At 46.1% G+C, this 13,590-nt stretch carries 14 protein-coding genes; 8 read left to right on the plus strand and 6 right to left on the minus strand.

Features of this window, described 5'->3' with window-relative positions:
- The 5 genes from U9P07_06535 to U9P07_06555 all read right to left on the minus strand — a co-directional run.
- Window positions 1–260, minus strand: a 260-nt coding sequence (locus U9P07_06535; protein ID MEA2109060.1) for a type II toxin-antitoxin system RelE/ParE family toxin, incomplete at its 3' end; no start/stop codon positions are given.
- Window positions 250–501, minus strand: a complete 252-nt coding sequence (locus U9P07_06540) for a type II toxin-antitoxin system Phd/YefM family antitoxin (protein ID MEA2109061.1) — start codon at window positions 499–501, stop codon at window positions 250–252. The genes U9P07_06540 and U9P07_06535, both read right to left, overlap by 11 nt.
- A gap of 157 nt (window positions 502–658) precedes the next feature.
- Window positions 659–1,060 carry a type II toxin-antitoxin system HicB family antitoxin gene (locus tag U9P07_06545; GenBank protein MEA2109062.1) on the minus strand — a complete coding sequence of 134 codons (402 nt, stop codon included), beginning with the start codon at window positions 1,058–1,060 and terminating at the stop codon, window positions 659–661.
- A gap of 4 nt (window positions 1,061–1,064) precedes the next feature.
- On the minus strand, window positions 1,065–1,253 hold the full coding sequence (locus U9P07_06550) for a type II toxin-antitoxin system HicA family toxin (GenBank protein MEA2109063.1): 189 nt from the start codon (window positions 1,251–1,253) through the stop codon (window positions 1,065–1,067).
- Between the two features lie 228 nt (window positions 1,254–1,481).
- Window positions 1,482–2,876: a sigma 54-interacting transcriptional regulator gene (locus U9P07_06555; GenBank protein MEA2109064.1), complete on the minus strand. Its 1,395-nt coding sequence runs from the start codon at window positions 2,874–2,876 to the stop codon at window positions 1,482–1,484.
- Window positions 2,877–3,173: 297 nt separating this feature from the next.
- On the opposite strand from U9P07_06555, the gene U9P07_06560 reads away from it, so the two are divergent.
- The 8 genes from U9P07_06560 to U9P07_06595 all read left to right on the plus strand — a co-directional run bounded on the left by U9P07_06560 (window position 3,174) and on the right by U9P07_06595 (window position 11,322).
- The gene (locus tag U9P07_06560) at window positions 3,174–3,944 is read left to right on the plus strand and encodes a 3-hydroxybutyrate dehydrogenase (GenBank protein MEA2109065.1); all 771 of its coding nucleotides are present in this window, start codon (window positions 3,174–3,176) and stop codon (window positions 3,942–3,944) included.
- Between the two features lie 142 nt (window positions 3,945–4,086).
- On the plus strand, window positions 4,087–5,172 hold the full coding sequence (locus tag U9P07_06565) for a TRAP transporter substrate-binding protein (GenBank protein MEA2109066.1): 1,086 nt from the start codon (window positions 4,087–4,089) through the stop codon (window positions 5,170–5,172).
- 94 nt (window positions 5,173–5,266) lie between these two features.
- Complete coding sequence (locus U9P07_06570) at window positions 5,267–5,788, plus strand: TRAP transporter small permease subunit (GenBank protein MEA2109067.1); 522 nt, start codon at window positions 5,267–5,269, stop codon at window positions 5,786–5,788.
- On the plus strand, window positions 5,789–7,174 hold the full coding sequence (locus U9P07_06575) for a TRAP transporter large permease subunit (GenBank protein ID MEA2109068.1): 1,386 nt from the start codon (window positions 5,789–5,791) through the stop codon (window positions 7,172–7,174).
- A 72-nt stretch (window positions 7,175–7,246) separates the two neighbouring features.
- Complete coding sequence (locus U9P07_06580; GenBank protein MEA2109069.1) at window positions 7,247–8,026, plus strand: SDR family oxidoreductase; 780 nt, start codon at window positions 7,247–7,249, stop codon at window positions 8,024–8,026.
- Window positions 8,027–8,056: 30 nt separating this feature from the next.
- Window positions 8,057–9,619 (plus strand): long-chain fatty acid--CoA ligase, encoded by a 1,563-nt coding sequence (locus tag U9P07_06585; protein ID MEA2109070.1) that lies wholly within the window; start codon window positions 8,057–8,059, stop codon window positions 9,617–9,619.
- Window positions 9,620–9,633: 14 nt separating this feature from the next.
- Entirely contained in the window at window positions 9,634–10,902 is a 1,269-nt protein-coding gene (locus tag U9P07_06590) for a beta-ketoacyl synthase N-terminal-like domain-containing protein (GenBank protein ID MEA2109071.1), read from the plus strand.
- Between the two features lie 3 nt (window positions 10,903–10,905).
- A complete protein-coding gene (locus U9P07_06595) occupies window positions 10,906–11,322 on the plus strand; it encodes a zinc ribbon domain-containing protein (GenBank protein ID MEA2109072.1) in 417 nt (138 codons plus the stop codon).
- Between the two features lie 99 nt (window positions 11,323–11,421).
- Here U9P07_06595 and htpG read toward each other — a convergent pair whose 3' ends face one another.
- Complete coding sequence (gene htpG / locus U9P07_06600) at window positions 11,422–13,362, minus strand: molecular chaperone HtpG (GenBank protein ID MEA2109073.1); 1,941 nt, start codon at window positions 13,360–13,362, stop codon at window positions 11,422–11,424.
- Window positions 13,363–13,590: the final 228 nt, after the last annotated feature.

Genomic DNA, 13,590 nt, shown 5'->3' on the forward strand with positions numbered 1-13,590 from the left:
TAAACTGAATTTTTCTCACGTTTTCCGATTGCAACCACCAATACGGAAATCTCATTATCAATCACTTCATAAACCAGGCGATACCCGCTGGCTCTAAGCTTGATTTTGTAATGATTTTCAAAATCGGAAAGTTTACTACTGGGAACGTGTGGCGAAATTAAACGCCCTTTCAGTTTTTTCTTGAGCTGTTCTTGAATGGAGCTATCAAGTTTTTTCCATTCTTTGAGGGCGGATGGAAGAAATTTCAGTTTATAACTCATCTAAAGAAACTTCCACAGCTGATTTTTTTTCATGTTGACGTTCCTTGATAATCAATCCCAGTTGATAATCTTCGATTTTTTCTAATAACGTCTCATAAGTGCTGGCTGGGATTAGGTATGCAGTTGGTTTGTTGTGGTTGAGGATAGCAATTGGTTCTCCTTCAGACTGATCAATCAATGCTGATGGATTTTTCTTTAACTCCGATATGCTGGCAGAGCAAGTAGCCAATACAGATTCCATGTCATCTCCTAATTTTAGGCTTAAAATATGGTCTTATTATAGATCATATTTGAAGTTTTGGCAAGCTTGTTGTCGATTGGGCTAACGTCGAAGCTCACCTGCCGCTATGGAGCGCAGCGGAATAGCGGTCAGGTGGAGCGTTTTGTTCGCCATTTTTTCATTGATGCGATGCCATGTATTCAGTAACTGCTTGCGTCAAAAGTCCTGAGCGTGTCGCTCCATGTTTTTTGGCAAAGTAATCTACCGAATTTAACAGTCTTTCCGGCATGGTAATATTGACCCTCTTGGATTTGAGAGAGAGTCTGCTGATGTCTACGTCAATAAGTGCCCATATTCCATCTTTGAAGTTTGGATTGTTTTTATGTTTTTCAATATCTGTCGCAACGGGGACAGATTCTGAATCGAGTAAAATACCCTCGATATGACATTCAGCTGCCTCCTGTGCATTTATAATTGCTTCCTCGAAGGAATCTCCTGCGGAAAAACAGCCTGGAAGATCTGGGAAAGTAACTCCGTAATCCGATGTTTCGTCTTTATGAATTACAATTGGGTATCTCATGTTTTCACCTCCATTCCCAACCGGCTTGCTTGAAGATATTTCGGAGCGTGCCGATCGGGAGGTCTTTTTTGGGATGAGGAACTGTGACCTTGCCAGATTTTTCTGGGTGTTTAAATTGGTGATGATCTCCTTTGGCATGATGGAGAATCCACCCGTCCTGTTTCAGTCTTTTTATAATTTCCCCACTCTTCATAATGCGTATTATACACACCCGACCTGAAGGATGTCAATTTTCATTTTCATTCTTGCCTTTAAACTGGCGAACCCTCTGTGACAATGAAGGTGAGACACCTACCCCTTGAAAAATTAGTGTAGGGCGGGTAGGAGTATTATCATGAGAAATATTCAATTCCAATCATTGCCGATGACAGAGGATGTAGCATATTTAATACATGATTCAGGCTAATTCCGATATCGGATTTCATTTAATACCCAGTTTTTTCATTTTTTGATAAAGTAAGGTCCGGTGAATTCCTAGCCTACGGGCAGCTTGGCTTTTATTGTTATCAGCCTCTGTCAATGCTTCTTGAATGGCATGTGCTTCTGCTGCTCTCAAGTATTCTTTCAAAGTCGAAGTTTTTCGTGTACCAAACTTTTTTTGTACTTGGGGTTGCAGATAAAAAGGCAAGTCATCTATAGTAATTAATCTGCCACCATCTGCAACCAGAACCCGTTCGATTACATTACGTAATTCCCGAGCATTACCAGGCCAGTGATGATCAATTAACAGTTGTTCCGCAGCATGATCCATCAACTTTTCTGTTGTCATCCCAGTTGCCGAACAGCGAATGAAATGACGTGCAAGTGTAATAATGTCCTCTTTTCTTTCCCTTAGTGGTGGTAATTCTAAAGCAATAACATTAAGACGATAGAAAAGATCTGCCCGAAAACTCCCGTTAGTCACTTTCTGTTCTAGATTCTGGTTAGTAGCGGCTACAATGCGAAAATTAGAATGAATCAACTGATTACCACCCACTCGTTCAAACTCTTTCATTTCAAGTACTCTAAGTAGCTTGGGTTGAGTCTCCAGGGGCAAATCACCTATTTCATCAAGAAAAATTGTCCCCTTGTTTGCAAGCTCAAATTTACCAGCTTTACCCCGACGATCGGCCCCAGTAAAAGCCCCCCTCTCATAACCGAATAATTCCGCCTCAAAAAGTTCCCGCGGAATGGCAGCACAATTTACCCTGACAAAAGGATAAGCACGGCGAGCGCCGTCGGCGTGGATTGCCTGAGCAATCATCTCTTTACCGGTCCCTGATTCCCCGGTAATAAGGACGGGGAAATCATTCACTGTGGCTCTTAAAGCTTCCTCTTTAAGCCGATTCATAGCAGCACTGGCCCCGACAATACTATCAAAAGTATAGCGGGTACCATGCAGAGTCTGCAGTTCACTTTCATACATCTGCAGCTTAGCCTGCAGATGTGACAATTGGGTCGCCAACCGCTTGACAATATCAGCACCACTGAAAAGCACCAGGCCCAGAACGGCAACGATCGTATCCCCTTCACGAATCGGCACCCGGTGAACAACAAAACTCTTATCCTTAAATTCATGCGGGTAGTTAATCTCTTTCTGGCCTGTCTGGGCAACAATGTGCAATCTTGAATTTTTCACCACTTCAGTGGCGTGTCTACCGATCTGCGCAACGACATCAATACCAAGAAATCTAGCATACGTTTCATTGAGATAAACAATGTGGCCAGCCGCATCACTGACAATAACCCCAATTTGCATATTGTCCAGCAAAGCTTTATAAAAACCTTCTGTCAACTGGGGCAAGACGGTGTGAGATTGCCTCTTGGTAATATCCATGGCAAAACCTGTAGCGTTTTTAATTCATATAGTAATTAACAGACAGTTATCAATAACTAATGATGGCCTTTTTTGCAAGAGATAAAATAGCTATTCACCTTAATCATTAAACATACAATTTATTTTATAAAATCATATTAAGCACTTAAAAAAAATCAAAGTCATAAATCATCTTTCATTCTCATAAAGGAACAACACTTGCAATCATCTTCCTAATCCTGTTTTAGAATGGATAAAAACAACTGACCTGAGGTTTTTGTCAAAGTAAAAGCAATATGCGGAGAAGAAAGAATGATTATTAACAAGACAGCTATTGTTACTGGAGCGGGCAGCGGCATTGGAAAATCCATCGCCTTACATCTGGCAAAAAATGGAGCCAAAGTGGTTGTTGCCGATCTGAATGACACTACAGCAGAAAACACTGCCATAGAAATTACCAACCAAGGGGGGCAATCTTTTTCATTTGGCTGTGATGTGTCCAGGGAAGACAACGTCAACGAGATGGTGGAAAAAAGCGTTTCAACCTTCGGCTCAGCGGATATCATTGTCAATAACGCCGGTCTCCAATTCATCAGCAAAATAGAAGAGTTCCCTCTGGAAAAATGGAATCAGCTTATCTCCGTGATGTTAACCGGGACATTTCTTTGCACTAAAGCCTGTGTTCCCTACATGAAAGAAAAACAATGGGGACGAATAATCAATATTTCATCAGCCCATGGAAAGGCTCCATCACCTTGGAAATGCGCTTACGTGGCCGCCAAACATGGCATTATCGGTTTCACCAAAGTCATGGCGTGTGAACTTGCCGACTGGAACATAACCGCCAATTCAATCTGTCCAGGATACGTACTTACTCCGTTGGTGAAGAAACAGATAAAAGACCTGGCAGTTCAATACAAAATTAGCGAGGATGAAGTTCCTCAACAGGTGTTACTAAAAAACCAACCCCTGAAAAAGCTGGTGAGCACTGATGAACTCTCATCACTTGCACTGTATCTGGCCAGCGACCAGGCTCAATGCATTACTGGTCAAGCACTGAGCATTGATGGAGGCTGGACATCCTGCTAGCCCATAAATCGCGCAATACAGACCAGCTTGATAAAACAATCAAAAAAATCAGAACCGGGCAAAGAAAGGAGGAGGTGGAAACCCGCGTTATTGAGCTAAAGTATTTTTCATCTTCAACTTATAAATATATCAGGAGGAGATTATGAAGCGCATATCCATTTTTGTCATCTGTTTTTTTGTTGTCATTGCTTTTGTCAGCTTTAGCCCAACCCCGGTTCAAGCTAAGGAAAAACCGGTATTATTAAAAGTTCCTATGGCCTATCCTTCAAAACTTCCCGGATTGGGAACAACAATTATATGGATGGCTGAACGAGCTGCTCTACTCAGTGACAATACGCTTAAAATAAAGATCTATGAACCCGGAAAACTGATCCCTCCATTTGAAATGCTCGATGCAGTTAATGCCGGCAAAGTCAGCGCCTGTTACGGCGTTTCCGGTTACTGGCAAGGAAAATTTCCCGCCGCTTCATTCTTTACCGCTGTACCTTTCGGGCCTGAAGCCACAGAGTATCTGGCCTGGATTTACTATGGTAACGGCATGAAATTGTGGCAGGAAATGTATGATGAAGGCGGGATGAATGTTAAAGCTCTGCTCTGTGGCGTTCTGCCTCCGGAAACGTCTGGGTGGTATACAAAAGAGATCAAGACTCTTGAAGATTTCAAAGGCCTGCCGATCCGCTTTTTCGGCCTCGGAGGTAAAGCACTGCAAAAACTAGGGGCTTCAGTAACCACGATTCCCGGTGGCGAGATTTTTGCCGCCCTCGAAAAAAGAGCTATTGAAGCCAGTGAATTTTCAATGCCTGCCATTGATACTAAACTCGGTTTCTACAAAATTGCAAAATACAACTATTTCCCTGGCTGGCATCAGCAGGCAACACTTTTTGAGCTCCTGATCAACAAGGATGTCTGGAACGCAATGAGTGAGAGACAGAGAAGTCTGATTGAAGTCCTCTGTAAAGCCAGCACTCTGAATACCATGGCCTGGACTGAATCAATTCAGTACAAAGTCATGCTGGAGAACGAAAAAAAACACGGCGTTAAGAACATGTACTGGTCTGATGACATGCTGGCGGCCTTTAAACAAGCCTGGGAAGAAGTAGCGGTTGAGATGTCGGGTAAGGATGCTTTTTTCAAGAAAGTGTGGGAGGACCTCCAGGGCTTTAGATCGGAATACAAAGTCTGGAAGGATTACGGTTTTCTGCCTCGGCCCAAACCAGCCAACAAATAATTCTTCATCCGCAAAATTAAAATGGATGATGATGAGCGTTCCGCTCTTCATCATCCATTAACCATAACCATCCATCAACAGGAATTTTTCAACCATGAACAGGCAGACTGCAGAAACGCCTAACCGATTCAGTGACAAAATTGATGCAACCATCAACCGTGTCGGCAATATCATGATGTGGGCCAATGTCGTTGTCATGTTGCTAATCATTCTTCAGGTTATTTTGCGTTACGGTTTTGGCCACGGACTGATAATCCTGGAAGAACTTCAGTGGCATTTTTATGCCGTGGCCTTCATGTTCGGTCTCTCCTATGCCGTTATGACCGATTCACACGTGGGGATGGACCTGGTTTATGAAAAACTCTCCGCCAAAGCTCAATGCCGGCTCGATATTTTCGGGATTCTTTTCCTCTTGCTGCCTTTTGCTACCCTTATCTGTTACCAAAGCTTACCTTTTGTCCACGAAGCCTGGCGGCTTAACGAAAGCTCAATGCAGCCGCAGGGGCTGCCCTGGCGCTGGGCCATCAAAGCAGTTATGCCGACCGCTTTTGGCTTTCTTATCCTGGCGGCTCTTTCCCGGCTAGTCCGTACCATTGCCACCCTGAGGAGATTATAAATGGAAGTTGCTGATTATTTGGTCATCTCAATGTTTGTCACCTTCATCGGGCTGATGTTTACCGGTTTTCCGATCTCCTGGGTTCTGGGTGGTACTGCGGTTATTTTTACGTTAGTCGGAATGTTAGCCGATCAATATCTCAGCGCCTTTACGGGGATTAATTATCTGGTGTTCAGTATGAACATCAATCGCATTTACCGACTTATGTATAACTGGGTTCTGGTTGCTTTGCCCATGTTTATCTTCATGGGCCTGATGCTGGATCGCTCAGGCATTGCCGAAAAGTTGATGAAATCGATGCAGAACCTTTTTGGCAAGGTTCATGGTGGCCTCGCCGTTACCGTCTGTCTGATTGGTGTTATTTTGGCTGCGTCAACCGGTATTGTCGGCGCATCAGTAGTATTGTTGGGGTTATTGACCATTCCGGCAATGATGGATCAAGGCTATTCAAAAACATTTGCCGTCGGAACAGTAGCCGGATCCGGAACCCTGGGGATTTTGATACCACCCAGTATTATGCTGGTTATCATGGCCGATCAAATGGCTCTTTCGGTCGGTGATCTTTTTATGGGTGCCGTTTTCCCCGGTCTGATCCTGGGATTTTTATATATTGCCTATATACTGATTTACGGTCTGATCAAACCGGACAAAGTACCTTTGGATCCGGAACGTAAACCTTTACAATGGCGTATGCTCTGGGATATCGTCAGAGACATTCTCCCTGCTGCCCTGCTTATCCTGGCCGTACTGGGCTCGATTTTTGCCGGCATAACAACCCCCACTGAAGCCAGTGGGGTTGGGGCTTTGGGAGCCATCCTGCTGGCCGCTGCCAATCGAAAATTCAATTGGACAGTTCTAAAGGAAGTTACCAAAGCCTGTTACAACACCACCGCATACATTTATGGCATTCTCATCGGGGCAACCGCTTTCGCCCTGGTCCTCCGAAGTTTGGGAGGCGATGAGTTTATTGAAAAAATCTTGACGTCGTTACCTTTCGGTCCTTATGGCGTCATGTTCTTTATCCTCTTTTGTGTCTTTTTTCTTGGCTTTTTCCTTGACTGGATTGAAATCACCCTCATTGTTCTGCCACTCGTTGCCCCTGTAGTTCAAAACCTGGGACTTTCGATAAACGGCTACGGTGTTGTTGATAATCCAACTCTCGTCTGGTTCGTTATTCTGATTGCCGTTACTTTACAAACATCTTTCCTTTCCCCACCAGTAGGCTTTGCATTATTCTACCTGAAAGGAATCTGTCCTCCAGAAGTAACCCTGGGTGATATTTACAAAGGGGTAATCCCTTTTATCATCCTGCAACTCATTGGTCTAGGCCTCATTATTATCTGGCCACAACTGGTTCTCTGGCTGCCGGCCGTAGCCTATCGATAAAAAAACATAACGGTCGCTGCGCGATCATTATGATCAGAATGGATTTTTTTGTAGTAGAAAGGAATGGTTATTATGGAAAACAATAAATACGCTTTTACGGGACAAAACGCTATTGTCACCGGGGCCGCCCGGGGTATCGGCGCCGGTATCGCTTTGGCCCTGGCTGAAGCCGGAGCCGGAGTAGTAATAAGCGATATCATCCCCGGGGATGAAACAGTAGCTAAGGTTACAGCCTTGGGACGTTCGGCCCATTATGTTAAAGCTGATATCTCTAAACCTGGAGACATTCAACACCTTGCCGCTACCGCCATTGAAAAGATGGGTCATATTGACATCCTGGTCAACAATGCCGGCATCGTCCATCGTGATTCGCTGATTGATACACCTGTGGAAACCTGGGATCGAGTGTGTAATATTATCATGCGGGGAACCTTCCTTTGCATCCAGGCCATCTACCCTCATATGCGTGATCGTGGTCACGGCAAGATTGTTAACGTCAGCTCCATTTCCGGTATTATCGGTGGCGCCGTTTCCAAATTTGATGACAGTCCAGAAATGCTGCGCGGCCGCTCGGGCCCGGCCTATGCCGCTGCCAAGGGGGGAGTTCTATCACTAACCCGCTGGTTAGCCAAGGATATCGCAAAAGATGGAATCTACGTTAACGCCATTGCCCCCGGAGCCTGCAAAACAGAAATGACCAAGGGATTTGATTACAGTGTTCAGGGACTACCCATCGCCCGTTGGGGCACCCCCGAAGACATGGCCGATGCGGTGCTTTTTTTAGCTTCCGCGGCCTCCAACTACATCACCGGCCAAGTACTGAATGTCGACGGCGGCTGGGTAATGGCATGATAAAACTATATTTTTTAGCAGGAGAATACAGTGAATATCGGAACTCTGTTAAGTAAATCGGCGCGCACCTATCCTGACAAACCGGCCATCATCCATGGTGAACGATGTTTTACCTATGCCCAGTTTAACGAGCGGACCAACCGGCTAGCCAATGCGCTGTCCCGCCAGGGTCTCAGGCGCGGTGATAATGTCGCCATCCTCCAATATAACTATCCGGAAACCCTGGAGTCTATCTTCGCTTGTTTCAAAACCGGCATCGGCGCCGTGCCCATTAATTTTCGCCTCCATCCCAAAGAATGTGCTTTTATCATCGACCATTCCCAAGCCCGGGCTGTAATCATCTCATCTGAGTTTAATGAGTCTCTGGTCGAAGTCAAAAAACGTATGCCGAAGGTCAAACTGATTATAACCACCAAAGATGCGACCGGCGATTTCGAAGATTATGAAAGTCTGCTTAGCGAAGCCGACCCAAACTGGAGTGATGTTTCCGTTGACCCCGACGACTTGGCATGGCTTTTTTATACTTCTGGCACTACCGGGATGCCGAAAGGGGCGATGCTGACCCACCGCAACATGTTGGCCATGATCATGAATTTCTATGCTGACATGGCTCCTCTGAGTCCTGATGACGCCATTCTCCATGCGGCCCCACTCTCGCATGGCAGCGGTATTTACGGCCTGCCGAATATTGCTAAAGCAGCCACCAATGTTATCCTTGATTCCAAGTCATTCGATCCGGAACTGGTTTTCCAAACCATTGAAAAATATCGCATTACCAATATGTTTGCCGCCCCGACAATGATCAAATTACTAGTCGAAAGTGAAGCTGTTGACCGCTACGACCACAGCTCTCTGAAATGTCTTAATTATGGCGGGGCCCCAATGTATGCGGAAGATCTTAAGTTGGCTCTGCAAAAACTTGGTCCCTGTCTGGTGCAGCTTTATGGCCAGGGTGAATCGCCGATGACGATTACCTATTTGCCTCAACGTGACCATCTTCGTAATGGGACCCCGGAGCAGGAAAAACGTCTCTCATCAACCGGTATTGAGCGAACCGATGTGGAAGTGAAGATTTTTGATGCTCAGGATCAGGAATTGCCGCCGGGAGAAATCGGTGAAGTCGTCACCAGATCAGATTTGGTGATGAAGGGCTACTGGCGCAATCCCGAAGCTACCGCTGAGACCATTCGTAATGGATGGCTTCATACGGGTGACATCGGCTACATGGATGAACGGGGCTATCTGTTTTTGATGGATCGCTCCAAAGATATGATCATCACCGGCGGGGAAAATGTCTACCCGAGGGAAATCGAAGAAGTCATGCTCACCCACCCGGCGGTACACGAAGTCGCAGTCTTCGGCATACCTGATCCCAAATGGGGTGAAGCAATCAAGGCAGTAGTGGCCCTTATTCCCGACCAGAAGGCAAGTGCCGAAGAGCTGATCAGGTTCTGCAGGGATAACCTGGCCGCCTACAAGAAACCAAAATCGGTTGATTTTACCGATGAGTTGCCCAAAAATAATTATGGCAAAATTTTAAAGAGAGTTTTACGCGATTCTTACTGGGAAGGTAAGGATCGCAAAATCATCTGATTGGAAAAGGATTTATGATGAGTAAAAGAAAAAAACTAGGGCGTGAGGTGGCCATAGTCGGTGCCGGCATGTCCCAATTCGGCCTCTTTCCTGAGAAGAATTCCAAAGATTTATTCCTTGAAGCTTTTTTAGAAATGCGAGACTCAGTTGATAAAGGAGTCGATCTCAAAGAAGTTGAGGCATTGTATCTGGGAAATTTCACCAATGATTTTTTCACCCATCAAGCTCATTGGGGACCCATCATCTCTGACATTATTGGTTTGGCACCACGTCCGGCAACGCGCACTGAAGGAGCGTGCGCCTCCAGTGCCCTGGCTTTTCGCGAAGGCGTTTTTGCCATAGCTTCGGGGATGTACGATATGGTGCTGGTGGGCGGCGTTGAACAGATGTCAGCCTGTAGCACAGAGCAGGTGGCTGAAGGGCTGGCACTTGGCACCATGCCCTATGAAGCCCTAGCAGGCTTTACCTTTCCGGGAATTTTCGGAGCCGTGGCAACTGCCTATTTTGCTGCGTTTGGTGCCTCCCGGGAACAGTTGATGGGGGTCACTATCAAGAGCCATAATAATGCGCCGCTGAATCCTAAAGGGCAGATCCCCCTGACGGTCAGGGATTTGATGAACAAAAAGGCCGCCTCTTTTAAACGTAAGGAGATGTCAGTTCCTTCATGGAGTGATGAACGAGATTTCCTCAGAGACCCGCAAGTCAATCCCATGGTTGCCTGGCCCATGCACCTGTTTGACTGCTGCCCCATCAGCGATGGAGGCAGTTGTCTATTGCTGACAGCAGCTGATATGGCAACTCAATTCACCGACAAACCACTTTATGTCGCCGGTATCGGCCAGGGAAGTGGCCGAGGTTTTCATGCTTCACCAGAAATCACCTCATTCGAGGCCACTAAATATGCCGCCCAGGAAGCTTACGGCATGTCCGGCATGAGCGCTAGCGATATTCAGTTTGCGGAAGTCCACGACTGTTTTTCCATTGCCGAAATCATCCATACGGAAGACTTGGGCTTTTTCGCTCCCGGTCAGGGAGGCCACGCAGTCAATGATAACCTGACTGCCCTTGATGGAATCATGCCCATCAACACTTCAGGCGGCCTGAAATGTAAGGGGCATCCAGTAGGAGCAACCGGCACGGCGCAAATGGTGGAACTCTGGAAGCAACTTCGTTACGAAGCTGGTGAACGCCAGATTCCCCAACCGGATTTACAAATTGGACTGGCACACAATCTTGGTGGCACCGGGGGAACCTGTACAGTAACTATCCTTGAACGGAGATAAATAATGGAAACAAAACCTTTTAATGATCATTCATTTTACGAATTCATCGGGCAACAGCAACTGATGGGATCTAAATGCGAGGACTGCGACACACTTTATTGCCCACCAAGGGCTTTTTGTCCCAACTGTGGTGGAACAAATATGGCCTGGCATCAATTCAAAGGCATTGGCAATTTGGCAGCTTTCACCTGCATTACTGTCTGTGCACCACAAATGATTGCTCTCGGATATGGCAGAGACAATCCCTATTGCGTTGGGGTGGTTCATCTTGAAGAAGGCCCCAAGATTGATGCCAGGATCTTAGGTGTTAATGCCAAAAAGCCGGAAACCATCAAAATTGGCACCAAAATGAATATTCAGTATCTGGAAGCGGAAACTGAGAATGACACTTCATTCATGGGGTTTAGTCCGGTAAAATAAGCAGAGGCCTTAAGCAGGGAACAGCTATCGCGGCAACACCATTTATGGTGTTGCCGCAATAAAAGGTTTTGGTTCACGAAAGGAGAATCCGGCTACAGTCTATTTCCCTGCTGCCTTGACCATCAGCTTCGCCACCAGTTTACTGAATTTAACCGGATCGGCAATGGGGGAACCTTCAGTGAGCAGTGCCTGATCTAGAAGCAGATCACTGTATTCAGCCAATCGCGGATCACTGGGGTTTTCCTTGTACAGGTCAAACATGATTTTTACCAGCTCATGCTGAGGATTTACTTCCAGAATACGCTTTGTTTCCGGAACTTCCTGCCCCGCGGCCCGCAGCAACCGCTCCATACTGGCGCTCATATCATGTTCATCGGCCACCAGGCAGACAGCACTGTCCGTCAAACGGGAAGACAACTTGGCATCTTTTACCTTATCCTTCAGATTGTTTTTCAGAAAAGTCAGCAAGGATGCATACTGTTCCTCATCGGCCTTTAATTTCTCTTCTACTTCTTTTTTCTCTTCTTCATTGAGCAGGGAGACTTCCCCTTTAGCAACGGATTTCAGTGGTTTTTCATCGTAGGTGGTCAGTCCCTGCAGCACCCATTCATCCACCGGGTCAGTCATAAGCAGGACTTCATAGCCTTTGGTTTTAAGCGCTTCCAGGTGCGGCGAGTTGGCCAGCATCTCCCGGCTGCTGCCGGTAATATAGTAAATTTCTTTCTGGCCTTCAGGCATCCTGGAACAATACTCTTTAAGGGTCGTCAATTCATCACCATTCGTGCCGGCAAACAGCAGCAGTTCCTTCAGGGCTTCCTGGTTGTCAAAATCGTAATGAATACCTTCTTTGAGCACCGCTCCGAAAGCCTGCCAGAATTTCAGGTATTTTTCCCGATCCTTTTCCAGTATTTCCTTAAGATTCCCCAGTACTTTTTTGACCAGATTTTTCCTGATCATGGTCATCAGCCGGTCGTGCTGAAGAATTTCCCGGGATACATTCAGGGAAAGATCGGCAGAATCCACCACCCCCTTGATAAAACGAAGGTAAGCCGGCATCAGCTCTTCACAGTTATCCATGATGAAAATCCGCTTGACATAAAGCTGCATCCCCGATTTTTTCTCCGGCATGAAAAGATCCATTCCCGCCTGGGAAGGAATATACATCAGGGCATTATATTCAGTTTTGCCTTCGGCATTGATGTGGATAGTTTCCAAAGGATCAGTCCAGTCATGGCTCAAATGACGATAAAACTCTTTATATTCATCTTCCGTCACTTCACTCTTACGCTTGTTCCACACCGGCTTCATTGAATTAAGGGTTTCCTCGGTTACCTTCTTCACCGGCTCGGCATCTTCGACAGGTTTGCCATCTTTGTCCGTCGGCACTTCCTCCCGTTCAATATCCATACAGATAGGATAGGTAACAAAATCAGAATACTTCTTGACGGTTGAACGAATCTCCCATTCTTTGGTGAAATCCTGGTCTCCGTCTTCTACCTCACGAAGGTAAACGGTTACCGTGGTTCCGCGTTCTGCCCGGTCACAATCTTCAATGGTATAGCTGCCACCACCGGCAGATTCCCAACGAATTGCTTCACTGGAACCGGCTGGACGGGTTGTCAGCACCACCCGCTCGGCCACCATAAAACTTGAGTAAAATCCGACGCCGAACTGGCCGATCAAATCCGACGACAGTTCTTCTTTATCTTTTTTGGCCATGGCCTCAAGGAGTGTAGAGGTACCTGATTTGGCAATGGTACCAATATGTTCCACCACCTCATCCCGGGTCATGCCGATACCATTATCCGATACTGATATGCTCCTGGCCTCAGGATCAACATCAATCCTGATTTTAAAATCGTTGTCTCCTTCCAGCAAAACCTGATCGGTCTGGGCTTTAAACCGCAGAGTATCCAACGCATCCGAAGCATTGGAAATCAATTCACGCAAAAAAATCTCTTTGTGTGAATAGAGTGAATGAATCATAAGATCCAATAATTTCTGAGTCTCAGTTTCAAATTGACGGGTTTCTTTCGTCATCATGTTGCTCCTTATTTAGTAATTTTAAGTGAAAAAAACGTAACTATTCAGCACATTGCATCGCTACTTAAGTAGTAAACTCGGGACTGTCCCCAGCTTCGCCGGGGGCTGTCCCAGATGTTTACGGACTATGAAACAATGTCGGCATGCGCCGCAAAAGCCTGGGACAGTCCCCTTTTAAACCAAAAGGCTCGGGGACAGTCCCGGTTTTGCTCACAGCAGTGCACT

Source organism: Pseudomonadota bacterium (assembly GCA_034660915.1).
Taxonomy (GTDB): Bacteria; Desulfobacterota; Anaeroferrophillalia; order Anaeroferrophillales; family Anaeroferrophillaceae; genus DQWO01.